This is a genomic window from Pseudoalteromonas marina (assembly GCF_000238335.3).
In the GTDB taxonomy this organism is placed as follows: Bacteria; Pseudomonadota; Gammaproteobacteria; order Enterobacterales; family Alteromonadaceae; genus Pseudoalteromonas; species Pseudoalteromonas marina.
Genome location: NZ_AHCB03000005.1, coordinates 1 through 26,962, shown reverse-complemented (window position 1 = coordinate 26,962; position 26,962 = coordinate 1). Strand labels below are relative to the sequence as shown.

Annotated in this window: 19 protein-coding genes; 5 read left to right on the top strand and 14 right to left on the bottom strand. The window is 39.9% G+C overall.

Annotation, left to right across the window (positions count from 1 at the left end; all coding sequences use genetic code 11):
* Window positions 1–81: 81 nt before the first annotated feature.
* The gene (gene polA, locus PMAN_RS00195) at window positions 82–2,817 is read right to left on the bottom strand and encodes a DNA polymerase I (protein WP_010557993.1); all 2,736 of its coding nucleotides are present in this window, start codon (window positions 2,815–2,817) and stop codon (window positions 82–84) included.
* A gap of 523 nt (window positions 2,818–3,340) precedes the next feature.
* On the opposite strand from polA, the gene elbB reads away from it, so the two are divergent.
* The 3 genes from elbB to PMAN_RS00180 all read left to right on the top strand — a co-directional run bounded on the left by elbB (window position 3,341) and on the right by PMAN_RS00180 (window position 7,326).
* The gene (gene elbB, locus PMAN_RS00190) at window positions 3,341–3,988 is read left to right on the top strand and encodes an isoprenoid biosynthesis glyoxalase ElbB (protein ID WP_010557994.1); all 648 of its coding nucleotides are present in this window, start codon (window positions 3,341–3,343) and stop codon (window positions 3,986–3,988) included.
* Between the two features lie 216 nt (window positions 3,989–4,204).
* A complete protein-coding gene (locus tag PMAN_RS00185) occupies window positions 4,205–4,600 on the top strand; it encodes a c-type cytochrome (protein ID WP_006793059.1) in 396 nt (131 codons plus the stop codon).
* A 161-nt stretch (window positions 4,601–4,761) separates the two neighbouring features.
* Window positions 4,762–7,326 carry a bifunctional diguanylate cyclase/phosphodiesterase gene (locus PMAN_RS00180; RefSeq protein ID WP_010557995.1) on the top strand — a complete coding sequence of 855 codons (2,565 nt, stop codon included), beginning with the start codon at window positions 4,762–4,764 and terminating at the stop codon, window positions 7,324–7,326.
* 30 nt (window positions 7,327–7,356) lie between these two features.
* On the opposite strand, the gene rep is transcribed toward PMAN_RS00180, so the two are convergent.
* Entirely contained in the window at window positions 7,357–9,375 is a 2,019-nt protein-coding gene (gene rep / locus PMAN_RS00175) for a DNA helicase Rep (RefSeq protein WP_010557996.1), read from the bottom strand.
* Window positions 9,376–9,536: 161 nt separating this feature from the next.
* Here rep and ubiK point away from each other — a divergent pair, with 161 nt between their 5' ends.
* The gene (gene ubiK, locus PMAN_RS00170) at window positions 9,537–9,800 is read left to right on the top strand and encodes a ubiquinone biosynthesis accessory factor UbiK (protein WP_006793056.1); all 264 of its coding nucleotides are present in this window, start codon (window positions 9,537–9,539) and stop codon (window positions 9,798–9,800) included.
* A 54-nt stretch (window positions 9,801–9,854) separates the two neighbouring features.
* Here the strand turns inward: ubiK and PMAN_RS00165 are convergent, their stop codons facing one another.
* The 8 genes from PMAN_RS00165 to ilvG all read right to left on the bottom strand — a co-directional run bounded on the left by PMAN_RS00165 (window position 9,855) and on the right by ilvG (window position 18,972).
* Window positions 9,855–10,499: a Rossmann-fold NAD(P)-binding domain-containing protein gene (locus PMAN_RS00165; protein WP_010557997.1), complete on the bottom strand. Its 645-nt coding sequence runs from the start codon at window positions 10,497–10,499 to the stop codon at window positions 9,855–9,857.
* Window positions 10,500–10,503: 4 nt separating this feature from the next.
* The gene (can, locus tag PMAN_RS00160) at window positions 10,504–11,163 is read right to left on the bottom strand and encodes a carbonate dehydratase (RefSeq protein ID WP_006793054.1); all 660 of its coding nucleotides are present in this window, start codon (window positions 11,161–11,163) and stop codon (window positions 10,504–10,506) included.
* Window positions 11,164–11,188: 25 nt separating this feature from the next.
* Window positions 11,189–12,379, bottom strand: coding sequence for a methyltransferase (locus PMAN_RS00155; protein ID WP_010557998.1), 1,191 nt, complete (start codon window positions 12,377–12,379; stop codon window positions 11,189–11,191).
* Between the two features lie 53 nt (window positions 12,380–12,432).
* A complete protein-coding gene (locus PMAN_RS00150; RefSeq protein ID WP_010557999.1) occupies window positions 12,433–13,476 on the bottom strand; it encodes an ABC transporter substrate-binding protein in 1,044 nt (347 codons plus the stop codon).
* 95 nt (window positions 13,477–13,571) lie between these two features.
* Window positions 13,572–15,125 carry a threonine ammonia-lyase, biosynthetic gene (gene ilvA / locus PMAN_RS00145; protein WP_010558000.1) on the bottom strand — a complete coding sequence of 518 codons (1,554 nt, stop codon included), beginning with the start codon at window positions 15,123–15,125 and terminating at the stop codon, window positions 13,572–13,574.
* A gap of 2 nt (window positions 15,126–15,127) precedes the next feature.
* Complete coding sequence (gene ilvD / locus PMAN_RS00140; protein WP_008133264.1) at window positions 15,128–16,984, bottom strand: dihydroxy-acid dehydratase; 1,857 nt, start codon at window positions 16,982–16,984, stop codon at window positions 15,128–15,130.
* A 99-nt stretch (window positions 16,985–17,083) separates the two neighbouring features.
* A complete protein-coding gene (gene ilvM / locus PMAN_RS00135) occupies window positions 17,084–17,326 on the bottom strand; it encodes an acetolactate synthase 2 small subunit (protein ID WP_006793049.1) in 243 nt (80 codons plus the stop codon).
* Window positions 17,323–18,972 (bottom strand): acetolactate synthase 2 catalytic subunit, encoded by a 1,650-nt coding sequence (gene ilvG / locus PMAN_RS00130; RefSeq protein ID WP_010558001.1) that lies wholly within the window; start codon window positions 18,970–18,972, stop codon window positions 17,323–17,325. The genes ilvM and ilvG overlap by 4 nt, the downstream gene beginning before the upstream one ends.
* A 668-nt stretch (window positions 18,973–19,640) precedes the next feature.
* Between ilvG and PMAN_RS00125 the strand changes: the two genes are divergently transcribed.
* Window positions 19,641–20,519, top strand: coding sequence for a TraB/GumN family protein (locus PMAN_RS00125; RefSeq protein WP_010558002.1), 879 nt, complete (start codon window positions 19,641–19,643; stop codon window positions 20,517–20,519).
* A 379-nt stretch (window positions 20,520–20,898) separates the two neighbouring features.
* On the opposite strand, the gene PMAN_RS00120 is transcribed toward PMAN_RS00125, so the two are convergent.
* The 4 genes from PMAN_RS00120 to PMAN_RS00105 all read right to left on the bottom strand — a co-directional run bounded on the left by PMAN_RS00120 (window position 20,899) and on the right by PMAN_RS00105 (window position 26,331).
* Complete coding sequence (locus PMAN_RS00120) at window positions 20,899–22,620, bottom strand: response regulator (RefSeq protein WP_010558003.1); 1,722 nt, start codon at window positions 22,618–22,620, stop codon at window positions 20,899–20,901.
* A 109-nt stretch (window positions 22,621–22,729) separates the two neighbouring features.
* Window positions 22,730–25,060: a fatty acid cis/trans isomerase gene (locus PMAN_RS00115; protein ID WP_010558004.1), complete on the bottom strand. Its 2,331-nt coding sequence runs from the start codon at window positions 25,058–25,060 to the stop codon at window positions 22,730–22,732.
* Window positions 25,057–25,419 (bottom strand): hypothetical protein, encoded by a 363-nt coding sequence (locus tag PMAN_RS00110; RefSeq protein WP_010558005.1) that lies wholly within the window; start codon window positions 25,417–25,419, stop codon window positions 25,057–25,059. Before PMAN_RS00110 ends, PMAN_RS00115 begins: the two co-directional genes overlap by 4 nt.
* A gap of 135 nt (window positions 25,420–25,554) precedes the next feature.
* On the bottom strand, window positions 25,555–26,331 hold the full coding sequence (locus PMAN_RS00105) for a VOC family protein (protein ID WP_010558006.1): 777 nt from the start codon (window positions 26,329–26,331) through the stop codon (window positions 25,555–25,557).
* Window positions 26,332–26,962: the final 631 nt, after the last annotated feature.

The following is a 26,962-nucleotide window of genomic DNA, read 5'->3' as shown; positions in this document are numbered from 1 at the left end:
TATAAAATTGACCGTTAAGGTACTACTATTTTTAATACACATAAAAAAAGCGCCTATTGGCGCTTTTATTATTTATAAAGTTTAGTGGGCTTGTTCCCAGTTTTCACCTTCGTCAGCCTCTACTATTAGCGGTACATCGAGCGAAGCAGCTTGTGACATTAACTCGCAAATTTGTTTTGTGTAAGCCTCTGCACAATCAGTTTTAATCTCAAATACTAATTCATCGTGCACTTGCATAAGCAGCTTCACGGTATTTGGAGCTTGTTCGTACACCCACTGATTAACACTTAACATAGCCTTTTTAATTATATCAGCAGCAGTGCCTTGCATGGGCGCATTTATAGCAGCACGCTCCGCGCCCTTACGACGAGCTCCGTTACGGGCATTTATTTCAGGTAAATGCAATCTGCGTCCAAATATTGTTTCAACATAACCATTTTCTGCTGCTTTTTCGCGTGTTGTTTCCATGTACTCTAATACGCCTGGAAAACGTTCAAAATATTTATCAATATAATGTTGAGCTTCATGGCGTGGTACATCTAACTGGCGGGCTAAACCAAAAGCCGACATACCATAAATAAGACCAAAGTTTACGGCTTTTGCTTTTCGGCGCATGTCTGTTGTTACGTCATCTAAATCAACACCAAACACCTCAGCCGCGGTCGCACTATGAACATCTAAACCGTTTGCAAAAGCATTAAGCAAACCTTTATCTTGTGAAAGATGCGCCATTATGCGTAATTCAATTTGGCTGTAATCGGCTGCCACTATTTTATAACCATCGGCAGCAATGAAGGCCTCTCGAATACGACGACCCTCTTCTGAGCGAATAGGAATATTTTGCAGGTTAGGATCGGTAGAACTTAAACGCCCTGTCGCTGTTACAGCTTGATGATATGACGTATGTACACGCTGTGTTTTTTCATTAACCATAAGCGGTAGTTTATCGGTATATGTTGATTTAAGTTTTGATAAACCACGGTGTTCAATAATAACCTTAGGTAACGGGTAATCATGAGCAAGCTCTTGAAGTACCTCTTCTGCGGTTGAAGGTGCACCTTTAGGCGTTTTTTTAATTATTGGCAGCTCTAGCTTTTCAAACAATAATACTTGTAACTGTTTTGGTGAACTTAAATTAAAAGGTTCACCTGCAATTTCAAACGCCTCTTTTTCAAGTTCAATTAAGCGCTCACCTAAACGTTGGCTATGCGCGCCAAGCATGTTGCTATCAATCGCAACCCCTGTGCGCTCAATATCTGAAATGACGCTTACCAATGGCATTTCAATCTCTTCAAATACTGATTTAAGCTTTTCATCTGCCTCAATTTTAGGCCACAGTACTTCGTGTAAGCGAAGTGTTATGTCCGCGTCTTCTGCTGCATAAGGCGCTGCTTTGTCGAGTTCAATTTGATTAAACGTCAGCTGCTTTTTACCCTTGCCTGCAATATCTTCAAAACTAATATTTTTATGACCTAAATACTTTAATGCCAACGAATCCATATCGTGGCGCGTACCTACGCTGTTAAATACGTAAGACTCAAGCATAGTGTCAAATTTAATACCATTGAGTTCATAGCCAGCATTAGCTAATACGCTTTTGTCGTATTTAAGATTCTGCCCTACTTTCGCTTTATTAGCGTCAGCTAAAATTGGCCCAAGCTTTTGCATCACAAATTCAAGGCTTAGTTGATCTGGTGCATCGGGGTAATCGTGCGCAACAGGTAAATATGCAGCTTCTCCTGCTTTAACGCTAAAACTCATGCCTACTAATTGCGCTTGCATATAATCGAGGCTAGTTGTTTCTGTATCAAAAGCAAAAAGATCAGCGCCATTAAGTTGCTCTATTAACGTATCAAACTGCGCCTCGGTTAAAATAGTCTCGTAATGAGCCTCTTCAACTTTTGGTAATTCTGTTTCTTGCGATGGAACTGCTAAGTGAGTTTGTGCATCACTTGGGTTATCTAGTAGCTCAGCTAACCAACGACGAAATTCGCATTCACCATATAAAGCAATTAGCTCGTCTTTATTTGGCTCCTGCAATTTAAACGTATCAAGATCTGACTCAACCTCAACGTCACACTTAATGGTCGCCAACTCATAGCTTAAAGGTAAATGATCTAATGCATTTGCTAATTTTTCACCAATTTTACCTTTAATTTCGCCTGCGTTATCCATTACACCTTGCAGAGATCCATATTTTTGTAACCATTTTACAGCTGTTTTAGGGCCACAGCCTTCTACGCCAGGAATGTTATCAACCTTATCGCCCATCAGTGCTAGGTAATCAATTATAAGATCTGGGCCCACACCAAACTTTTCAACAACAGTGTCAGGATCTGAAATAGTGTCGGTCATCGTATTAATGAGTGTCACATGCTCATTCACAAGCTGGGCCATATCTTTATCGCCGGTCGAAACCAATACATGGCGTTTTTGCTCAGAGGCAATTCGCGCAAAGGTTCCAATGACATCGTCTGCTTCAACCCCTTCAATACTAATAAGCGGAAACCCCATTGCTTTAATAATACTGTGGATAGGTGCTATTTGGGTGCGTAAGTCGTCAGGCATAGGTGGGCGATTAGCTTTGTATTCGCTGTACATGTCGTTACGGAATGTTTTACCTTTGGCGTCAAATACAACCACCATATGCGAGGGATCATACTGTCTGATCAAGCTTTTCAGCATATTAATAACGCCATAAATAGCGCCCGTAGCCTCACCCTTAGAATTAGTTAGATGTGGAGGAGAATGATAAGCACGAAATAAATACGACGAACCATCAACTAAAATAAGTGGATTTTCGGGGATCTGAGCCATGGTGAATTTGGATCCTAAATGCTAAAAATTATGATAATTGTAAGCATGCCATAAGGGTTAAAATAAAACGACTATCAATTGATATTCGGTATTTTATTAAAATAAGAGCAAGCTGTGGATAAGTATGTAGATAACAGGCACAAATAATTCTTCCAAGGCCTATTTAAAAGCCTAGAAAAATGATTAACTATATGTTTTAACTTAAAAAAGATAATACGAAGTTCTTTTTTTATTATTTTTAAACCAATGTGGAAAAAGGTTTTGTATGGCTACTAGTGCCATCATCTACTTTGGTTATTCGTGTCCAATTAAATAACCGGAGGAGTATTCTAGCATAATGGATCGAAGATCATAGCGATCCTTTATACTTTTTTTTATTGGTGCTAATTGTGAAATGGCATATGCCGCATTGCAACTTACTTAGCGGATAATTTTCACACAAAAATTAATTTAAATAGGCAATTTCGTCCGTGTTAAACTTCAAACTATAGACTGAATAAATTAAATCAAGGAGCACAAAAGCATGAAAAAAGTAGCCGTGTTATTAGCTGGAAATGGTGTATACGATGGTGCCGAAATTAATGAAGCCATTTTGACTCTTTTACACATAGCTAAAAATGGTGCAACCTACCAGTGTTTTGCACCAGACATAGAGCAACTTCACACTATTAATCATCTAACGGGTGAGGAAATGAGTGAAAAGCGTAATGTACTAGTAGAAGCTGCACGTATTGCCCGAGGTGATATAAAAGCGCTTAACCACCTTAATAGCGATCAATTTGACGCATTAATAGTTCCAGGTGGTTTTGGTGCTGCGAAAAACTTATGTGACTTTGCGGTCAAAGGCGCACAAGCAACCATTAACAACGACGTATTAAACGCCTGTAAAAAATTCGCTAATGCCAATAAACCAGCCGGCTTTATGTGTATCGCGCCTGCGTTAACTCCATTTATTTACGACGATGCAAAAATCACTATTGGCAACGATAAAGACACAGCAGTCGCACTCACTAAGCTTGGCGCAACACACTTAAATTGTGACGTTGATGACGTTGTAATTGATCAACACAATAAAATTGTGACTACACCTGCTTACATGCTAGCGCAATCGATTGTTGAAGCAGATGCGGGGATCGAAAAACTTGTTAAATCCGTATTAGCATTAAATTGATTGTAACAAAGGTTATTTATTAGATGACCAGGTATATTGGCTAAATAAATACGCCAAGGCACTTATTTTTGTTGAGCTAACGCAAAAAGTAGCCAGTTTTTAGTAATAAAAATACCTCTTAGCATTTTATAAATTGCCTCAGAGAGTTATAATCGGCGTAATTTCCGTCATCTATATCGTGATTGATCACGTTCAAATCGAAGTGAGCAAGGCAAAATGAAAAAATTAACAGCATTAGCATTATTAGTGTTAGCAACTACAGCATACGCACAGCCATATGATAACTCTATGACTGAAGATGCAATTAAAAAGCGTTTAGCACCTGTTGGTGCTGTGTACCTTGAAGGTGATAAAGCTGCAGTAGCTGCCGCGCCAACAGGGCCTCGCTCTGGTGAGCAAGTTTACCAGGCTGCGTGCTTTGCATGTCATGGTACAGGCGCATTAGGTGCACCTAAATCTGCAGACGATTGGGCACCGCGTATTGCCAAAGGCAAAGATACGCTACTTGAGCATGCAATTAACGGCTTTAATGCAATGCCAGCTAGAGGCACATGCATGGATTGTTCTGACGATGAAATAAGCGCAGCAATCGACTTCATGACAGCAGAATAACGCTCAGTTATACATAAAAAAAGGCTTAACTTGTTAAGCCTTTTTTTATGCTCAAAATACCGCGTTAACCATTATTTTTATTAGAATATCAGCTTGACGCTAAGCACTAAAAGTGAAAGTATAAGTCTAATAACTATACAATAATAATATCGGTTACATCATTGGAAGATAAACTCCCTTCATCGCGTAGATTAGCGTATCAAAATAAACGCCTCAAAACCCTACTCGAAAAGTACAAGCAATCACACCATTTGCAAAATGCGCTTATCCAACTTTCTGAGCGCGCGAGTACGGTTGCGGAGTTAACACTACTTTATCCCGCTATACACGATATTTTACAAAAGTATGTCCCCAGTAAAAGCTTTTACGTTGTTTTACAAAACCAGCAGTGCCAAACATTAGAGCTTTCTTATTTTTCAGATGAAAAAGATGGCATTGCAGTACCACTAAATCACTCTAATAGTTTTGATGAAGGTGCTACCGGTTACGTATTTAAAGAAGGTAAAACCACATACTTTACAAAACAGCAAATGCAAGAGGCAGCCGCTAATGGCTTATTCAAAGCGCTAGGCACACCCGCTGAACATTGGGTAGGTGTACCTGTGTACCAAGAAAAAAATATTATTGGTGTGTTAGCCGCTCAAAGCTATGACATAAATCAAAGTTATAACTCCCAGCAAATACAACTTCTTGAAGTGATGTCGCTATATTTAGCGACGGCGATAGAACGTGTAAAAAAACGTGAGTATTTAGAGTCAGAAGTAAAAATTCGCACTCGAGCACTGACTCAAAGTAACGATGCACTTAATCTTGAAGTAGCTAATCGTAAACGCGCGCTGCAACGTCAACAAATTTTATTTAAAGTATCTGAAATCGCCACTCAAGCTAAAAATCTTGATGATGCTTACGTTAAAATACATGGCATAATAAAAACAATTACCTACGCAGAAAATCTTTATATTGCACTTTATGACAAAGACTCAGGCTGGATAACATTCCCTTACTGTGTTGATGAATATAAGGAAAATACTCAGCCCCGCCAGTTTGCCAAAGGCTACAGCGAATTAGTAATAAGCACCGAAGAAACACAGCTTATTAACCCAGAAAAAGCACAAGCATTATTAAATAGTGGCGTGGTACAACGTTCAGCCCCCGTTCCTAACAAACAAAAAGCGACGAGCTGGCTAGGCGCACCTTTAAAAACATCGCAGGGTGTTATTGGCCTTATTGTGTGCCAAGCATACAACAATAAACATATTTTTAGTCAAGACGATAACGAATTAATTACCTTTGTATCGCACCAAATAGCGGCTGTTTTACAAACTAAGCTTGCAAATCAGGCTATAGCTAAAAGTCACCAAGAGCTTGAATTTAGAGTAAACGAAAAAACAAAAGAACTGCAACAAACTAATTTGCATTTGCAAATGCAAATTGAAGAACGAAAAAAAATAGAGCAGCAGCTTTATCATGACGCCCATCACGATTCGTTAACAAGCTTGCCAAACCGCAGTTTATTTTTAACCCAATTAGAAAAAACACTTCAACATTTTCAGCGTTTTCCAGAGCGTCAATTTGCTGTTCTGTTTATTGATTTAGATAAGTTTAAAGATATTAACGACCAACTAGGTCACCAAGCTGGCGATCAATTCTTAATTAATGTGAGTGAGCTGTTTTCACAATGTATTCGTGAACATGATTTATTAGCCCGTTTAGGTGGAGATGAATTCGTTATTTTACTAACGCATTTAACCGAACCACAACAGGCCGAAGATGTGGCTAATCGTATTATCGATTTAATGAAAAAGCCTTTTAATATTAAAGGCACTTTGCTGCAAAGCGGTGCTAGCATTGGGATAAACTACTCAAAACAAAGCTATAAGCATACCGACGAAATTATTCGTGATGCTGATGCCGCGATGTATCATGCAAAGAATTCTGGAAAAAATCGTTACGAGCTGTTTCATCCGTTGCTCACTCAATCAATAGCTGATGTAGGGCAAAAAGCACTGCATCATCTTGATGTTATGCCAATGAGCTTTAGAAGCTCAGAAATTATTACACTAAACGAGCAACAGCAATCTGAATCGCTTTTTGAAGCGTTCGGTGAGCATCCTATTTTAGGGTTTACCAGTTTTGAGGTTTTGAAAAAATTTGCTACCGACAAAGAGCAACACTTAAAAGTAGAGTTGCAACTGCTAGCGTGTGCTTACACGCAGGCCATAAATGCAAATGTGGCAATGGCATTAGTACCGTGCTCTTGCTTATTACTTGAAAAACACGAATTTACTTTATTTGTTGATGTGTTAAATAAACAACGTGGCCCAAGCCAACTTTGTTTACTTTTTGATGAGCAAGAAATTCGCCATGCATGTGCTACTCAGCTAGAAAATCTTAAGCAATTATCTTTGTTAGGCTACTCAATTGGCTTAAATAATTTTGCTAAAGACAGATGTGAACTTAACCTATTAACCGATGTAAATTTTGACTATCTATTGCTTAGCTCCACCTTTAGCAAGCGAATATTGCAACAAGATAGTTACGACCTGCAACTACAAGGTGTGCTTCCTATCACTAAGCTCAAAAAAATGAAGGTCATTGCAAAAGGACCCTCTATTCTTAATTTTAGAGCCTTATTGGAGAAACATGGCTTGTCATATTTTGTTGGCAAACAGCACACTTTAGCTTGCCCTGAGTCACAGCCAGAACACGTCAGTCAATCAGTTTAAGCCCAGCTTTGGTTATAAAAACGCCTGATTTCACTCAGGTTTTTTAAACATAGCCCGTAAATTTGCTACCCTGGCTTGCCCTTTTTCCATTCGCTCTGCCTGCGAACTAGGCGCCTTTTTGTTTTCAAATGCTAAATCATCTTGCGGTAACTCTTGCACAAATCGACTTAACTCTGTTTCAGAAGTTTCACCAAATTGACGGCGAATTTTTGCATAAGTTAGTGTTAACTCTTGCTGAGCACGCGTAATACCAACGTAAGCGAGTCGGCGCTCTTCATCTACATTGTCTTCATCAATACTTACCTGATGAGGTAATAACCCTTCTTCCATGCCAACCATAAACACATACGGATATTCTAAGCCTTTAGAAGCATGCAATGTAAGTAGCTGAACTGCATCGGACTCATCTTCTTCCTCGTTACGCTCAAGCATATCGCGCAGTGTAAGTTTACTAACCACCTCGGCAAGCGTCATCGGTTCATTGTCAGCGTCTCCGGTTAGCATGTCTGTGATCCAACGATATAATTCAGAGACGTTTTTCATTCTCATTTCAGCCGCTTTAGCACTGGGCGATGATTCGTATAGGTAGGCTTCGTAATTAATATTACGCACTAAGTCTTTCACTGCCTCTAACGTATCACTGCGTACCGCGTTATCTGACAATTCGACAATCCATCGAGCAAACCCAGCTAAAGCGTTAAAACCACGCCCTTTTAGCCTGTAACTCAGGTCGTTATCAAAACAAGTAGCAAACAAACTTTGATGTTTTTCGTTGGCTAAAGTGCCCAGTTTTTCAAGTGTTACCGTGCCTATTTCTCGTCTAGGCGTGTTTACTATACGTAAAAATGCGTTATCGTCGTCTTGGTTTACGAGCAAACGTAAATACGCCATGATGTCTTTAATTTCTGAACGCGCAAAAAACGACATACCGCCACTAATTTTATAGGGAATGCGGTTGCTCATTAATGACTTTTCAAAGCCACGTGCTTGGTGATTACCACGATACAATATAGCGTAGTCTTTGTAGCTGGTGCGCTTCATAAATTTATGCGAAATAATTTCAGCAACTACACGCTCCGACTCATGCTCTTCATCACGACACCCAATAACTTTTATCGGCTCACCGTACCCTAACTCACTAAATAGTTTTTTTTCTATATCGTGCGGGTTGTTAGCAATGAGTATATTGGCAGATTTAAGTATGCGCTGCGCGCTTCGATAATTTTGCTCAAGCTTTATAAGCCTAAGTCCGGGATAATCTTTACTCAAAAGAACAAGGTTTTGCGGACGTGCACCACGCCATGAGTAAATCGATTGGTCATCGTCGCCCACTACAGTAAAGCGTGCTCTCTCACCTACGAGTAGCTTTACAAGCTGATACTGGCTGGTGTTGGTATCTTGGTATTCATCCACCAGCAAATACTTAAAGCGTTGCTGCCAACGCTCACGAGATGTTGCATTGCTAGTAAGTAGTAACGTAGGGATCATTATTAGATCGTCAAAATCTAATGCATTATAAGCACGTAATTGTGTTTGATAGCGCGCGTATAGCTGCGCGAATAACGCCTTTTGCGCGTCACGCGCTTCACGTATTGCTTGCTCTGGCAATACTAATTCGTTTTTCCAGCTACCAATTTCCATTTTAAGTAGCTTGAGTAAATCTTTGTCTTTTTTTAATTCATCTTCAGTGAGCTCCGACAACAGCTGGTTGGTATCTTGATCGTCAAACAACGAAAAACCAGGTTTAAAGCCAAGTGTACTTATTTCTTTTTTTATTATTTCTAAACCCAGTGTATGAAACGTTGATACCCATAACCCTTTTGCTTCTTGCTTGCCAAGCGTTTGTAATACACGCTCACGCATCTCTTTAGCCGCTTTATTAGTAAAAGTAACCGCTGCAATATTACGTGCTTTGTATTCACATTTTTGCACTAAGTAAGCAATTTTGTTTGTAATAACGCGGGTTTTTCCAGAACCGGCACCAGCAAGTACTAGACATGGACCACTAATGTATTTTACTGCTTCATCTTGTTTTGGATTAAGTTTCATAACGACCAGAAAGATTTAAAAGACGCGCAATTTTAACGTAACCATTACTACAGGCATAGCAATTGCCATAATTAATTACCTAAACATGATCATGTGTTAAATGAAGTGGGTATAAGGTAATATTAGTTATATTCATTTTAGGCAAGGCCAAAGGGACAATTATGATCAACCCAGCAAAACTAGAAGAAATTGCTAAGCAAATTACGAGTAATATGCCACAAGGTGTAAAAAATTTAGCAGACACGCTAGAAGGTAAAACAAAGCAAGTTTTACAAAACAAACTTGCTGAGATGGACTTTGTTAGCCGAGAAGAATTTGATATTCAAAGCCAAGTACTTATCCGTACACGCGAAAAACTAACTGAGTTAGAAGCTAAAGTCGCTATTCTTGAACAGCAACTAAACGAAAATACAAACGCAGAATAATTAATTCAACGCATAAAAAAGCAGCCTGAGCTGCTTTTTATGTGTAACAAAAATCTAGATAAATAGCTCATCAAGCACATAATATTTTTGCGCCTCTTTTTGCTCTAAGCTCACCGCTAACACTTTTAAAGCAACTTGCTTTCCTGTTATAGGTTTATAACGCTTTAGGAAACCAATTTTTGTAAGCAATGGTAAAATCACACTGCCTATTTTTTCAGCTAATCTAAAGTGATCTCGCTCACCTATTAACAACGACGGTTGAAAAATACTTATTTTATTAAATGCTAATGGCACAACCTGTTGCTCTAGCTGCCCCTTCATTTTTAAATACGCGCTATTGCTGTTTGCGTTAGCACCACTTGATGACACTAAACAATAATGGCTTATGCCATTGCATGCTGCAAGTTGTGCGGCGATGAATTGATAGTCAAAATCCACTTTACGCTGCGCATCTACAGAGCCCGCTTGCTTAAGCGTTGTCCCTAAGCACGAAAAAAACACATCACCTTTAAATAAATCGCTGTATTGAGTCAACTTTTCAAAATCAATAACGTGATTAGTTAACTGAGGATGGGAAAGTGGTAACGCTCGGCGTGTTATGGCTACAACCTGACTATACTCAGCGCAACTGAGTAATGCCGTCAAAAGCTCAGACCCAACTAAACCTGTAGCGCCAATAACAACCGCCGTTTTTGTCATTTATTTACTCACAACCTGCTTTTTTAAAAACATGTTGTATTGCACGTTTATAACTGTCCGACTCTTCTTCCGCGCACGTTACAACGGCTTCTAAATCATGTAAGTGGCCGTTTTCTAAACCATAAACCCAACCATGTATTGTTAAATCTTGGCCGCGCTCCCATGCATCTTGCACAATATTGGTACGGCATACATTGCGTACTTGTTCTATTACATTAAGCTCAATAAGGCGACTCAAGCGCTGCTCTTCGTCAATGCTGTTGAGTTGATCTATGTGCTTTTCTTTTACATCGCCAACATGTCGAAGCCAGTTATCAATAAAACCAAACTTTGCATCACTTAGTACAGCTTGAACGCCACCGCACCCATAATGGCCAACAACCATTATGTGTTTAACTTTTAGTACTTCTACCGCATACTGCATAACAGATAAACAGTTATGATCGGTATGTACAACGACATTTGCTACATTACGGTGTACAAATAATTCTCCGGGTAATAAATCAACTATTTGGTTTGCGGGTACACGAGAGTCTGAACAACCAATCCATAAGTACTCAGGGTTTTGCTGCATAGATAAAATTTTAAAAAACTCTGGATTCGCTTCGCTTGTTCGCGCAGCCCAGTTTTTATTATTATCGAACAAATTTTTTAATTTTCTCATTGCATCTCTTATTAAGCCAAAACGACTAGTTGTTGATTGAAGGGTTAGTATTGGCAAGAATTAAAATATTCCGAGGCGTTAACTGCTTTTCACAAAAGGTTTTAATACTTACTTGATAGCCATGCTGTTGCAAATATAAAGCACGATCGAGCACAAGCCAAACCTCAATTGCTCTTCTGAACACATGTCGAACCAGTTCAACTCTGTCAGTGACCTTTTTTCGAGCCACACCCACAGATAAAAAATACTCATAATCAATATCTTGCGGTATTTTTAAAGCTTTTTTATCGCCCGCCCACTCACAAAATGATTTAAATGAACCTGAGAACACGGCCTTATTAACAGAGGGAACACTAACATAGTGTAATTCATTAGTAATTGACCTCCTGAGTGCATCAAAGCCCAATCGCCACTCAAGTTCTGTTTTTCGTATTTTATTAACACGAGTTGGCGCGGTTACTGTTTCTTGCAAGGCTAGTTTTAAATCACGGTGAGTTAACCTAAGCTGACTTTGCTTGGCAAGCTCGCTCATTGGTAAGTAATCGTTAGGTGTAAATAAATGATAGCAACAAGGTGAAAAGCTAATTTGCTGCACGTTTGCAGCTATTGCTTTGCGCATCATAGCCTGATGTAAAGCGCCGCATGCATGAAGCGCCACAGCATGCATCTGTGTATTAAAAAGTGATGTAGTATCATCTTTTAATACATCAACTTGGCTAAATTGCATTGCCAAGCCTTGTTGCAGTGCTGCTTTTTGGCCTTGTTCGCATAATGTTGATTGCAACTCAACACTGCTGACCTGCGTGGCACCGTTAAATGCGAGCATACGGCCTAAGTGCCCTTTACCCGCACACCATTCTAATACCGGTAATTTTGTGTTTGGCAAGGCAGATACAAAGTCTTGGAGTTGTTCGAACTTACGCCCTTTTATGCCGTTACTAATCCAAAAAGGGTAATTATATCGGAGGGTATTTGCCTGAGGTAATTCACATAATAGCTGTAATTCATCAAGTAAATTAATGTGTGGATTAAAGAAGTCTATTAATTCATTCTGCTTGGTATCAAGCGTTGCTACTTGCTCATCTGTTAAGCTATTTAATATGCCTCGCAGTTCGGGCCAAGGGATCGCATCAAAGTCAAAAGCGGTGCACTGCCAATAGATGCGAGTACGCTTTAAAATAGAGTCAAGTGAAGTAAATTGCTCGGCTAATGTCATAACAGCTTAATTTATTGAAAGGAAGCCAATTGTATCAGTAACATTAACAGCCATTAAACGGTTATTTTTTTACTAAACATTAAGCGCAAATACAACGGTATAGAGATAACACTCACAATCATCGCTGCAATTAACATCCACGATAATTCCATTTTTTCTGGTCGTTGATATTTATAAATAAAACTGGCTTTAACCTTATCAAACTCAGTTTGGTGAATACCGTATAAGTCTGCAATTAGGCGCCATTTTGGAATAGACATATGCCCCAGGCTAGTTGTTGCTGGCATAATGTACTCTTTTAATACTTCAGCCTCGTATGCTAATTCGTGGAAACTTTTGTTAGGTGCGTAAAGTATTTGGGTAACCGCAATGGCCTCATCCATATTCATCATTGCGTAGCGCCACCCCTTCAGGCTGGCTTGGTAAAATTTTTCAACGGTTTCTGGGGATGTGCTTAACATTTCCCCAGTGGTATATAAGATATCTGCATAAACATCTATGCCGTAACGCTGAGGACATATTAGGCGATGTGATATACCTCTTTGAGTCATATTGTAGGGCTCTGTAGATAAATAAACTTGCATCGCATCGAGCCTGTTTTCAATCCAGGCTTGGCTTGGGTTGTCACCGTTGTATACACTAAGCAAACGCGTATTAACTCCGCTGCGTGTCAGCATAGCCATTAACTCATTGCTATCATTGTGACTCACTTTACTAATTCGCTTATTTACAAAATCACGAGGATGAAAAATATCAGAGGTGTCTTTGACCATCCAACAATAAGGTGAATATTGCAGGATAGGCGCCATTGCTACAAAAGATTGGCCGTTTATACGTTCCTGTAAAATACCCGAATGACCTACACCAAACTCGGCGTCGCCATTAGCCACAGCACTAAACGCATCGGGCATTGTTAGATCTGCTGGGTTTATGGTTACATCAAGACCCACATCTTTATAAAACCCTTTTTCTTTGGCCATGTAGTAACCAGCAAACTGAAACTGATGCGTCCATTTTAATTGTAAAGTGACCGATTCTTGCGCCGCAATTTGGCCACAAAAACAACACAATCCAAGTATTAATCCTTTAAGTAACAACCAAGTTTCCTCAAGTTAATGACGGTATCAGTAACTATATGTAAAACAAATGATAAAGCAAGCACCCTTGTAAGGTACTTGCTCTTTAATGATTGTTAAACTGAAGCGAGCTTTGCGGTTTTTTCTGAAAGAGGTTGCGTCGTTAAAAACTGTGTAAAACACGGATTATGCGTTTCATCTTGCACGCTATAGCCTAAGTCATTTAGATGCTCGTTAAAAGTCTCAAATTGCTCAGGTTCAATGGCAAAACCGGCTAATACATAGCCCATTGAGCCGCCTTGACTCCGATAATGAAATAACGTGATATTCCAATCGTTGCCTAGCGTATCTAAAAAGCGCGCTAGTGCGCCGGGGTATTCTGGAAACTCAAAACGTAACAAACGTTCATGCAGTTTTTCGGGTGCTTTACCGCCAACCATATAACGTATGTGCAATTTAGCAAGTTCATTATCTGATAAGTCGCAAAATGCGTAATCGTTTTTAGTTAGGTCCAGCTTGAGCTCATTGAGCTCCTGCTCTCCTTGGCGCAGCGCAATACCTACAAATATTTGCGCTTCACCAGGCCCTGCGTAACGGTAGTTAAACTCAGTAATAGCACGGCCACCTAAAGATGCACAAAACTGTTTAAAGCTGCCTTTTTCTTCTTTAATGGTAACGGCTAATAACGCTTCGTTTTTTTCACCTAGCGCAGTGCGCTCAGCGACATAACGTAAGCGATCAAAGTTTAAATTAGCACCCGAAAGAACAGCTGCTAAATGCAACCCTTTTAAGCCCGATTGTTGGCTCCACTTTTTAAGCCCTGCCGTTGCAAGAGCGCCAGAAGGCTCTGCAATTGCACGAGTAGACACAAAAATATCTTGCATGGCGGCGCAAATTTCATCGCTAGTGACGGTGATTACTTCATCGCAAAACTTTTGTGCCAAGCGAAATGTTTCTTTGCCAATAATTTTAACCGCTACACCATCGGCAAAACTACCTACTCGGTCAAGCTCTACCGGTTCACCCGCTTCAAGTGCAGCTTGTAAACAGGCGCTCTCATCAGCTTCTACGCCAATGACTTTGATATCAGGACGAAGTGACTTTATATAAACAGCCATGCCTGCCAGTAAGCCACCGCCTCCAACGGGAATAAATACCGCATCAAGCTCATTGAGCTGCTGCATGAGTTCTCGCGCTACAGTACCTTGCCCAACAATAACGTCAGGATCGTCAAATGGTGGGACAAAAATGCCATTACGCTGCTCTGTGAGCTCAAGCGCGTGCGCTTTAGCTACGTCAAACTGATGTCCATGCAATACAACCTCACCGCCTAAAGCGCGTACGGCGTTAACTTTTATCTCTGGCGTTGTAACAGGCATTACAATCGTTGCCTTATGCCCTAAATGCGAAGCGCTTAATGCAACACCCTGAGCATGGTTACCAGCCGATGCAGTAATTACAACAGACCCTTTTGGCAACTTATTTAATTTATTGTATGCGCCGCGTAATTTAAACGAATACACGGGCTGTTGATCTTCACGTTTAAGCCATACATGGTTGCCAAGTTTAGCGCTAAGGTCAGGCATTTCACTGACCTCAGTAACTTTAGCCAAGGGCTCCATATTTGCTTGAATAATTGCACGAAAATAATCGAGCTCTTGAGAAACCATAATTAGCTCAGCTCCTCCAGTTTCTCTAAGTCACGCACTGCGCCCTTATCTGCACTTGTTGCAAGTAGTGCATAGGCTTTTAATGCCGACGAAACATAACGCTCACGGTCAAGGGGCTTATACGCCTGTTTGCCACGTGCTAATTGCTTTTGCTTACGCGCTTCAAGCTCTTCCTCGCTTAGTGCAAGCGTGATCTCACGCGTTGCAATATCAATAATAATTTTGTCGCCATTTTCAACGTACGCAATAGCACCACCGCTTGCAGCCTCTGGCGATACGTGGCCAATAGATAAACCAGACGTGCCGCCCGAAAAGCGTCCATCTGTGATCAGCGCACACTTTTCAGCTAAACCTTTTGATTTTAAGTAGCTCGTTGGGTAAAGCATTTCTTGCATACCAGGGCCGCCTTTAGGGCCTTCGTAACGAATAACCACAACATCACCGGCTTTTACTTCGTCGTTTAAAATGCCTTCTACTGAATCATCTTGTGATTCGTATACCACTGCAGTGCCTTCAAAATGCAGCATTTCGTCAACTACGCCTGCGCTTTTAACTATACAACCATCAACCGCTAAGTTACCTGAAAGTACAGCTAAGCCACCATCTTGTCTAAATGCGTGTTCAACACTTCGAATACAACCATGTTCGCGGTCGTTATCGCCTTCATCCCAACGACACTCTTGGCTCATTGCTTTTGTAGTACGAATGCCAGCTGGTCCCGCGCGGTAAAACTTTTGTGCCGCTTCGTTTTTAGGATCTGTCGCATCCCATTTTTTAACAAGCTCACCCATAGTCATACCTGCAACGTGGTTTACCGATAAATCAACTAAACCGGCTTTGCCTAGCTCACGCACAATTGCCATCATGCCACCAGCGCGGTGAACATCTTCAATGTGGTACTGTGCTGTTGCTGGAGCTACTTTACATAAAAATGGGGTTTTACGAGATAGCTCGTCAATGTGCGACATGTCAAAATCTACGCCAGCTTCTTGTGCGGCTGCTAGTAAATGCAGTACGGTGTTAGATGAACCACCCATGGCAATATCAACAACCATAGAGTTCATAAAGGCTGTTTTGTTAGCAATAGCGCGTGGCAATACGTCTTGGTTATCTTTTTGGTAGTACTCACGGCATAAATCAACAATGCGAGCACCCGCTTCTACATATAGCTGCTTACGATCTTTATGGGTTGCAAGCGTTGTACCGTTACCCGGTAGTGCAAGGCCAATAGCTTCTAATAAACAGTTCATTGAGTTTGCAGTAAACATACCTGAACACGACCCGCAGGTAGGACATGCGGAGCGCTCTACTTGCTCTGAATCTGCATCACTTACTGTTTCATCAGCGCCTTTTACCATGGCATCGACTAAATCTAATTTAATATCGATGTTAGCAAGTTTCGTTTTACCCGCTTCCATTGGTCCGCCCGATACAAAAATAACCGGTATGTTTAAGCGTAGCGCTGCAAGCATCATCCCTGGGGTAATTTTGTCACAGTTAGAAATACAGATCATCGCATCGGCGCAGTGGCCGTTAACCATGTACTCAACCGAGTCGGCAATGAGATCGCGCGAAGGGAGTGAGTAAAGCATGCCCCCGTGGCCCATTGCGATACCGTCATCAATTGCAATAGTATTAAATTCTTTTGGTACACCACCCGCTTGCGTGATTGTTTCAGCCATTAACTCACTTAGCTGATTAAGGTGTACGTGCCCTGGCACAAATTGCGTAAACGAGTTAACTACAGCAATAATTGGTTTACCAAAGTCGGTGTCGGTCATGCCTGTTGCGCGCCATAATGCACGTGCGCCTGCGCGTTTACGTCCTTCAGTTGTTGTTGCACTTCTTAATTTAGCCATAGTTACCTCTGTTTTGCCGCTGTGTAAGCGGGCATTCCTCATTCTAAAAATTGGTGAGTAACAGTTATTCAATTACTCGTAAATTTGTGTTGTTAGCAATTACACAGCTTGTTGCTGTAAATTTTGTAAAGTGATTTCTTTAACGTCCACCAGCTTATTTAACTGGCTTGTTAAAAGATGGATTGGTTTATCGCTGTCTACCGTCATTGCAACATTGTAGTGGCCATCATCCATATTGAGCTGAAAATGCGTAAGATCAAAACCACGGTGACGCACTACACGTAAAAAACGCTCGACCGCTATACTTTGGCTCTTTAATGCAATAGTTAGGCTGTGTTTCATTGTGCTTTCTCCGTAATCATTTCGTCATTTGCAGCCCCTGGTGGTACAAGTGGCCATACGTTTTCTTTATCGTCTATGCAGGCATGTACTATGTACGGCCCTTTGCTGTTAACTAATGCTGTTATTGCATCATCAACTTGATTGGCATGGGTAATTGTTTGCCCAGGAATACCAAATACAGCGGCTAACTGAACAAAATCAGGGTTATCTGAAAGGTTTGTTTCAGAGTAACGTCCTTCAAAAAATAGCTCCTGCCATTGGCGAACCATACCTAAGCGTTGGTTATCTAATATTAGTATTTTTACTGGTAAATTGTTACGGCGAATAGTCGCAAGCTCTTGAATGTTCATCATGATTGAGCCATCACCCGACACCGTTATTACAAAATCGTCTGGGCGTGCTACTTGTGCGCCAATAGCCGCTGGTAAACCAAAGCCCATAGTGCCTGCGCCACCACTACTTAAATGGTTGCTCGGGTGGCTAAACTTCATGTGTTGCGCTACCCACATTTGATGCTGACCCACATCACAGCACACTACGCCTGTTTTTGGCATACGTTGGCTTAATTGGTTCAATAAATACGGGGCAAATACTTTTTCGCCTGGGTAGTCGTATCGCCACGCATGTTTTACGCTTAACTGCTTATTTATATCGCACCATGGTTTAGAGGTTACAAAGCACTCAAGTGCCGGTAATGAGGTTTTTAAATCAGCAATTAATGAGGCTTTAGCTGGTTTGCGTTTACCTACTTCAGCAGCGTCTATGTCTAAATGAATTACTTTTGCTTTAGCGGCAAATTTAGCTAAATTCCCAGTTACGCGGTCATCAAAGCGAGCGCCTATACACACTAAAACATCACACTCTTGCACCGCTATATTAGCGGCTTGTGTACCGTGCATGCCTAGCATGCCTAGGTAGTGTTCGTAATCTGGTAATACGCTACCTAACGCTTTAAGTGTTGATACCGCAGGCATCTGCGTTTTATTTAAAAACTGCATTAACTCATTTTGCGCATCAGCGGCTTGTACACCGCCACCTACATACGCCACAGGTTGCTTAGCTTCACTTAATAACTGATTGGCAATGGCAACTTGGTTTAAATCAAGTTGCGGTAAGTATTCATCAGCGGCTAACCAAAGTTTAAAAGGCACTTGCGACATTTGAATATCTTTTGGAATATCAACAAGTACAGGACCTGGGCGACCACTTTGGGCTAAGTGTATGGCCTCTTGTAGTATTTCGGCTAAATCTTCTGGACGCTCTACCATGTAACTGTGTTTAGTACACGAAAGCGACATACCTAGTACATCTACTTCTTGAAATGCATCAGAGCCAATGGCTGCAGTAGGTACTTGGCCGGTAATAGCTAACAATGGCACTGAGTCCATCATCGCATCGGCAAGTGCTGTTATTAAGTTAGTAGCCCCAGGGCCTGATGTTGCTAAACATACACCTAATTTACCTGTGCTGCGGGCATAACCTACAGCGGCAAAGCCAGCACCTTGTTCGTGTCGAGTGAGGTAATGCTTGACTGGCGCACCATACAGCGCATCATAAATTGGCATAATGGCCCCACCAGGGTAGCCAAATACCTCTTTAACGCCGTTTTTGGCTAATAAGTCGATTGTGAGTTCTGCGCCTGTCATTAATAAATCCTCATTCTTCAGTGACAACCTAATTAATTTTTACCCTTAAAACTAAAAAGCCCTCCGAACTGTTAAGTGCGGAGGGCTTTTTAATGCTCAAGTTTATAGCACTACAAAGCCCTCGCGGGAATAATCACCACGATAATAATCAGGACTAGTTTAAGTGCAGTTGTAAGCATGTAATTAACACCAAATTTAAATAATCTGTTGCGAAAGTTCATCTTTCGCTCTGTTATGTATTAGTACCGCGCTGAGTGGCTTAAGTCAACACCAAACTCAATTCAAAAAAAGCACGAAAAACCAAATTAAGTGGTTTTAAAATTCACTAAATACAACCATAACGGAATTTTTATGTTTTAATTTAAAGTATAGAAATTCACTATTCTTATATTCCCCATTTATGGTTTGATTAATTTTTGAGTTTTAGTAAAAATTAAATTAATTTTTTATACAAATAGTGTTTAGACCTTCCGAATAGTTTTAATAATCATGGTTTGCGACTGTACTAAATCAAAAAACGTAAATAGAACAAATACTCCACTGAGCGCACATATTAGTACCAATAACCTCACAAAAGACGATTGATAAATACTAAATTTAGCACTGCTGTATAGGCAAATTTAGGTTAGTATTTGTGTAACTCAACAACAGGATTTGAAGGACAAACCATGAAAGCGATACCTCGTATTAGTCATTTTTTTATTATGGTGCTATTTACAGTACTTAGTTTTAATAACGTTGCGGCACCGGCTTTATATAAAGTAGAAAAAAATGGCACTAGCTCGTATTTGTTTGGCACCGTACATGTAGGTGACGCCAGCATGAAAGGCTTACCAGCAAACGTTACCAAAGCGATTGATGAGAGCGAACACGTTATTGTAGAAGTGGATATTAGTAAACTGACTCCATTTGAGATGCAACAGCGCTCCATGCCGTTAATGATGCTTAAAAATGGCAAAACATTACAAACAGAACTATCAAAACAAAACTACAATAAGCTTAAAAATTACTTTGCAAAAAAATCGATTGATATTGCTATGTTTAGCAACTTCAAACCTTGGGCTGTAATGGTGACTATGATGCAAATTGAGTTTCAAAATGCAGGCTTTTCTGATCAAACAGGTATAGACAAGCAAGTACTTGCTTACGCTAAAGAGCACAACATAAAAATTGGTGAACTAGAAACCCTAGAGCAGCAGTTACAAATGTTTGATGGTATGGCGCTATTAAGTAACGAAATGATTGAAGAAACCTTCGAGCAGCTTAGCGATATTAATACATACTTTATTAAGCTAGTAAACGCGTGGAAAAATGGCGATATGGATACGCTTACCGAGTACTACAACATGAGTTTTGACGAGAGTAATTATGGTGAAATAAGCGAGCAAGTCATGCTAATAAACCGTAATAACAAATGGGTAGAGCAACTTGTTCCTCGCTTAAATAACGAAAAGCTATTTATTGCAGTAGGCGCGCTGCACTTACCAGAGCAGCATGGTTTAATAAAGCAGTTAAAAGATAAAGGTTTCAGTGTTACTCGACTCTAACCTCATTGTTATACCTAGGGCGATATTAATTGCCCTAAGGGTTGCTAATATTATTAGTTTAAGCTCTATTAAAAAACGTAAATCAATGCGCTAAGTTCAACAAATACTAATTAAGAAACCGATTTTGATTTAAAAAACACTGTTGATAACAAGTTGAATTTTCGTTGTTCAATTTTTCTAAATAGGCGTTTTATAGCGCAGAAGGCGACACGTTTAGCCCCACAAGGTGATTAAGTGGTATCCCACATACAGAAAAAATACATGTAATTTTCTCAAATAGAACCTCTCTTTGAAAAAGACCAATTGAGCGTTTTAGGTTGCCTATTGCAAATAATTTTTACTAAATTAACGCTGAAAATAACGCTATATAATCAATTTATTATTTAGGGTTTAAGCTACCTATTAACACTTCAGCTAACGCTTGCGTGCTGATAGGTTTAAAAACATGCCCATTTGCACCTAATTGAGTGGTAATTGCAATATCACTTTCTGATGTATTAGCGGTAACCACAATAATAGGCGTATTAGCGTCAAAAATGCGTATTTTTTTAATAGCCTCAAAGCCATCCATTATTGGCATATTTAAATCCATAAAAATGACTTGGTATTCGTTTTTAGTTGCCATCTCGCATGCGACCTTTCCGTTTTTTGCACATTCATAGCTGTAGTTAAGCTGTGAAAGAATACGGGTTAAAATGTGCATGTTTAACGGGTTATCTTCAACAACTAAACAATGCATATTTTTAGGTAACAGTGCACTTAACGAAGGTGGACTTTCATCAATCACAACGGGCATTTTCAGCGTAACGCACACCCCATTTGGCGATGTATTTTCAAACACAATATTTCCGTCAAAAGCATCAACAATGTACTGCACCCTTGCAAGGCCTGTTCTTAACCCTTGAAAGTGATTATTTTGATTAGATGAATCAAAGGTTGACCTGCTGACTGGCTTGGTTAACCCTGAACCTGTATCCGTTATTGTTACTGTTAATTGCTTATTGCTAACACAAGCCTTAACAGTAACAGCCCCCTCTTCTGTAAACTTTAATGCGTTGCCAACTAACTCAGCTAACACTTGCTGAAAGCGTTGATGATCTAGTTTTATAGCTTGGTCAAGTGTCGAATCAAGTGCTCTAACTAAGGCAATGCCTTTTTGGTTGTAACCAAATTCATACCCTAAAAGCACTTTATTGAATGACTGAAGTAAGTTTTCATTTGACGGTTTTAATGCCCAACGGCCCAAACTAAGCGCCTGTAAATCTTGAAGTTCGTCAAGCATTGCTATTATTCTTGATGCGCAATAAGAGGCCTGTGTTTTAATCGATTTTTGGCTATTACTGACCTCTAACGAATCAATCGAGGTAACAAAACCTTGTAGGGGCGTTCTAAACTCATGACTTGCTCGAGCTATAAAGTGTTCTTTATTTTTACTCACTTGCTGCGCAAAATCTTTTTGCTGTTGATACTTTGATAACGCCTTAGTGATCTGCTTTTCCATCGGTATGAACACAAAACGTAATACACCAATAAGCAATAACATAGTTAGCAACCAAAAAAACAGCTCGGCTGAAGACACCCACGCCACTTTTTTAACGGACGCTTTTTCAAATAAGCCAACAGCTTGATCTAAATACTTTAGTAACTCTTCCATGCGCTTAACAGAAAACACATCGGGGTTTATTTTTTCCTGTTTATACAGCAGCCCTTCTACCTGTTGGATAAATTTTTGCACGCGCAAATCTAGCTCAACAGGTGGTTGTATATATAACTTTATAAGCTCAGGGCTGAGGTATTTATATTGACCATTATCGTTTTTTAACAATAAATATTGATGGTTTGCTTTAAATAGGCTGAGCGATGCATCTAAAGACTGCTGATGACTAGTACTAGGAACTTGCGAGGTTAATAACTTATCACCATGCCATGCAATTTTTTGCGACAGCATTCGCTGTTTACCAGCAATGTTAATAATGTTTGCATCATTTTTCTGTACTGAAAAAAAGTACTGCATTAGTGATACAGAAACACTAATTAATAGCGCAATAGCGATTAATGCCCACCGATTACGTAGGCGAATATTTGCGACAACTTCAAACATAGTTAGCCTAACTTTTTGGTTTAAGTGTAGTCCAATTACATCAATATCTATGCTTAACCTATAAATATAAAAAAGCCCAACTCAGAGCTGGGCTATATAAGAGGGCTTACTATCTGTTTTCTAAACGGTTGTAATCGAACAAGCCATATTCAACACCACGGTATTTTTTTGCTGTTGCGTGTAAAATATCGCTGTATTGCCAAAACTGTGGATGAGAACGTCTAATTCCAAATTTAGTTTTTAAGGCTGCGTAATCAGCTTCTACTTGCATCATAGGTAACTGTTCAGCAAAAGCCTCAACCTGTTGTTCATTATTTAAATACCAAATAGAGGCTGGGTAGTCACCTATAAAACCAGGGACGATTGTTGCCGTGTCTTCTTCAAAAGCTCGTTGACCGTCTTCATTTAACAAGCTCGAAATATTGTAATGCGCATTGTGATGAATAATTGTATAAGCGTTATGGCTATCGTCATCTTGCTTTACTAATACAAACGATAACTGCGGTAATAAATTTACTGCTTTTGCCGGCATAGTATTAATGGCACTTAACGATTTAGGTACTTGCTTATAATCGTAGTGCTCACTTAGCACTGGACTTAGCGCCTCTTTCATTAATGCATACAATTCTTTTTGAGGGGTGTTTGTTTTATAAGTTATTCCGCTTGGCTGACTAAACTCACGGTTATTTTTAAAAAACTCAGCAAGACTTGGTGGTGATTTGCGATACCACTGGCCTTTGATTTTATCTCGTTTGTTTTCTGGTAATAATGCTAAGAAGTTTTGTTCTCCTTCTAGGCGTAAAAAATCCATATATAAACGCGTGACTAACTGGTGCCCAATATTGCCGTAAACATCAAAACCAGCAACCAGTAAATAATGTATACGCTCGAATAAGGCATAATCTAAAATCCAAGTTGTTTTTGGCTCTTGGCCAATAAAACCTTTCACCACAGTGGCACTGTCAAAATGACGAAAAATAGTCAGTGCTGCATTTTTATTATGGCCATCTCCTTTCCACAATAAATCTGTTGTTAAATGCTCACCGCCTTTAAACATCTCATTTGCTAAATTGACCTTTGCTTTCAAATACTTTTGCTCCAGAGCTGAGTATTTAACCCAATTAGCAATAGGGAACGCATTACTTTCTTCTGCAGCTGGTAATTCAAGTGCGTCTTCATGCTGCATTATCATTTGTCCAACCGCTGGGGTGGCCACTTTATTTGGATCAGCAAAAGCAACCCAAAAGTGGTCGTTAATCACATTTAACGCTATCTGACCACGACAGACAGGCCCTTTAATAAAGCCCATAATAATCAACTCAGCTTCATCAAGCATAAACTGATATTTAGAATCAATTGGGATCACTTCAAACGTTTTAAACGGATTAGATGCAGACTCTGCCTTATAGCTAGGCATACTTTTAACCGTATACTCTGGTGCAATGAACTGTTGGTACAAGCGCGTCAACTTTTCATCATTTAGCTTAAGAGGTAAGTGAGTTTTAGATAAAACAGTGCTGCGATCATGCAAAAATCGGTAGTAAACACGGTTAACTTTAGGGTCGTCATAAGGTCGACGTGTGCTTATTAATTTTATTTTTTCGCCTGGAGGTGTGCTCGAACGGACGAGCTTAAAAAAGTTATCAGGGGTCTTTTGATCAAAATATATGTGAGCTAAAAACCAATGCTCGTATATATAGCGAGCCGATAACTGATACTTCAAATCATCTTGGTTTAAAAATGCTTCCCAACGCTTTACCTGCTCAAGTTCAAACTCTGTTGGCGGGTCAATATGCGCCATTTTACCGCCTGCTTTGAGCCACTTCTGCAAATGATTAAATTCATCACGGGATACGCCCGGTAATCCATAAGGCATACCAGCATGAGGTTGCTCACCCGCTAATTGATCAAATTCTCCCATAGTGGCACAGGTTTGAGAGCGGCTCAGCGAAAAATCAAATTCATTATTTAATATTTCATTTGCAGGCAATTCATGGCTTTGTTTCAGTACTAAACTATTAAACAAGACGCTACCAGCTAAGTTAGCTTCCTCAGTTTGTACTCGCTCATTTAAAACAGGAGTAAAGTTCTTTTCTCGCCATTGCTCTGTGGTTGTAGCATCAAATAACAATCTACTCGGCGTTGTAGCAAGTAAACGAGTTCCGTCGTAAACAAGGTCTTTGCTTACCCCTCTATCTATTCCTTCAGGGGATGATAGCTTTAACTGACAAGGTGCATCGTAACAACCATGACACACAACACACCGAGTATCGAGCACCGGTTTCACATTCTGTAAAAAATTAGCCCCTTCGCCAGTAGTATGAGATACGATACGCTGCTGGGCCTGCTCAGTGCCAAATAGCTCATTGTAGTGAGCATTACCTAAGTATGCACAACCACTTAAAATAACTAATGTAACGATGCCTATGAGTTTATTCATTCGCCTTCATCACCTAAATCAAAGGTCGGCATCATATCCATCTGCGGAGATATAAATACATCTTGATCCTCAGTATTTAGTACAACACTCAATACAGGACCATGATTTAAAGTTATTTGCGCGTGGTGTGATTGTTCTAACATATATTTGTAAGAAGGATCGGCTATTAACAGCTCATAACTTGTTATTGTAATAGCTATGCTGCTGTCCTCTGAGGGATTTTGGCAAATTTGAGCAAGTAACTCATCATCGAGCGCTACTGATATTTCAAAATCAGGCTGCTCTACATCCCTTTCACTTAAGGACTCGTTTAATAAAAATAACGGCAGCATTAAATTGCTATCTTGTTCAAATTCCATTGTCTACTCAACATGCATAATTTATATAACTGGCATTATAACAAAATAACAAAAAATTAAACGTTAATGCCAATAACCAAAGTAGCAAAGTGCAAGACAACTCTCTCATGTACTTATCAGCATATTGTAAACGCTTTAATCCTTCGTTTGGATCACCGAAAAAACAGCACCTTGAGGATCACAAAGAACACCAAATCGGCCAACGTCTGGTACTGTAGTAGAAGGTACACATACTTGGGCTCCCAGCTTTTTCGCCTTATTAAGGGCAGAATCACAGTCGTCAACTGCAAAGTAAATCATCCAATGAGGTGGGACATCATCAGGCCATTCGCTACTCATTTCCAGCATTCCAGCAATCGGCTTACCGTCTACCATAAATAAAGTATATTCCATGTTGTCCATAGGTTTCACTTCGCTCTTCCAACCTAGTAAAGCACAGTAAAACTCATTACTTACTTTGCTATTTCGCGTCGCTAACTCATGCCAATAAGGCGTTGATAGCTCTGATAAACGTTTACATCCTTTATGATCTTTTCCTTGCCATAATGCAACGGTTGCTCCCCCCGGATCAGTAAACATAAGCATACGACCTGCATCCATAACATTGTGCGGACCCGCAATTATTTTAGCCCCAAGCTCTTTCGCTTTAATTGCACAATGATCTACATCATCTACAGCAATGTAAGTTAACCAACTGCTTGGAACACTCTCCTGAATTTGCTCTTTTGGCATTTCGTACATAGCGGCAATGTCGTCACCCTCTTTCTGGAGCATAGTGTAAAAAATACCATCGCCAATTGGCTGATCATCATAACCCCAATCAAATAGAGAGGTATAAAAAGCTTTACCTTCTTTCCAATTATGTGTGCAAAGCTCTGACCAACAAAAAATACCCTGAGGATAATTATCCATATAAAAGCCTTTGTTATTTTTATATCAAACATACTCTTGAAATATAGTACGCAAGATTATTTTTTAATTAGCTTAGATCAATAACTGCTAAGAGTCGATGAGATATATAGGGAACTTGCTGAAATCTAAATTATGCTATCTAAAACAGGGGCTGTATTTCTGAATACCATCTAGGTTATTCCCTCCGTGTATTAAGAATACTGGGTAAAATGAGGTTAACTAGAGTAATACTGTATATCTAATTATATTGTTTATCAGGTAGCCATGAAAAATAGTTGTTCAAGTATAGGGATAGTGAGTTTACTAAACCCCAGACAGTAAAAAAGCCGCTTCATTTCTGAAGCAGCTTTCTCGTATTTGAAGTCGGTGGCTACGCAGTAGAATGTCATGGTGCCCTCAGCGGTAGAGAGTCACAGTGATATGTTGCCTATCATAGGCCAGTGTATTGAATAACTAAAACACTGTTCACAAAGAGGCGCTTCGCTTAGGAGACGCTACGCTTTAGAGAATGAAATGCTGAATATCACTTTTCTGCAGACGTAAAAAAGCCCGACTATTGCTAGTCGGGCTTTCTACAATTTGAAGCCTGGTAATGTCCTACTTTCACATAGCAAATGCTACACTATCATCG

Bases quoted from the DNA above. Each gene is read 5' to 3' on its own strand.
- polA (WP_010557993.1), bottom strand. From the start codon at position 2,817: ATGGCTCAGATCCCCGAAAATCCACTTATTTTAGTTGATGGTTCGTCG.
- elbB (WP_010557994.1), top strand. From the start codon at position 3,341: ATGAAAAAAGTAGCCGTGTTATTAGCTGGAAATGGTGTATACGATGGT.
- PMAN_RS00185 (WP_006793059.1), top strand. From the start codon at position 4,205: ATGAAAAAATTAACAGCATTAGCATTATTAGTGTTAGCAACTACAGCA.
- rep (WP_010557996.1), bottom strand. From the start codon at position 9,375: ATGAAACTTAATCCAAAACAAGATGAAGCAGTAAAATACATTAGTGGT.
- ubiK (WP_006793056.1), top strand. From the start codon at position 9,537: ATGATCAACCCAGCAAAACTAGAAGAAATTGCTAAGCAAATTACGAGT.
- PMAN_RS00165 (WP_010557997.1), bottom strand. From the start codon at position 10,499: ATGACAAAAACGGCGGTTGTTATTGGCGCTACAGGTTTAGTTGGGTCT.
- can (WP_006793054.1), bottom strand. From the start codon at position 11,163: ATGAGAAAATTAAAAAATTTGTTCGATAATAATAAAAACTGGGCTGCG.
- PMAN_RS00155 (WP_010557998.1), bottom strand. From the start codon at position 12,379: ATGACATTAGCCGAGCAATTTACTTCACTTGACTCTATTTTAAAGCGT.
- ilvA (WP_010558000.1), bottom strand. From the start codon at position 15,125: ATGGTTTCTCAAGAGCTCGATTATTTTCGTGCAATTATTCAAGCAAAT.
- ilvD (WP_008133264.1), bottom strand. From the start codon at position 16,984: ATGGCTAAATTAAGAAGTGCAACAACAACTGAAGGACGTAAACGCGCA.
- ilvM (WP_006793049.1), bottom strand. From the start codon at position 17,326: ATGAAACACAGCCTAACTATTGCATTAAAGAGCCAAAGTATAGCGGTC.
- ilvG (WP_010558001.1), bottom strand. From the start codon at position 18,972: ATGACAGGCGCAGAACTCACAATCGACTTATTAGCCAAAAACGGCGTT.
- PMAN_RS00125 (WP_010558002.1), top strand. From the start codon at position 19,641: ATGAAAGCGATACCTCGTATTAGTCATTTTTTTATTATGGTGCTATTT.
- PMAN_RS00120 (WP_010558003.1), bottom strand. From the start codon at position 22,620: ATGTTTGAAGTTGTCGCAAATATTCGCCTACGTAATCGGTGGGCATTA.
- PMAN_RS00115 (WP_010558004.1), bottom strand. From the start codon at position 25,060: ATGAATAAACTCATAGGCATCGTTACATTAGTTATTTTAAGTGGTTGT.
- PMAN_RS00110 (WP_010558005.1), bottom strand. From the start codon at position 25,419: ATGGAATTTGAACAAGATAGCAATTTAATGCTGCCGTTATTTTTATTA.
- PMAN_RS00105 (WP_010558006.1), bottom strand. From the start codon at position 26,331: ATGGATAATTATCCTCAGGGTATTTTTTGTTGGTCAGAGCTTTGCACA.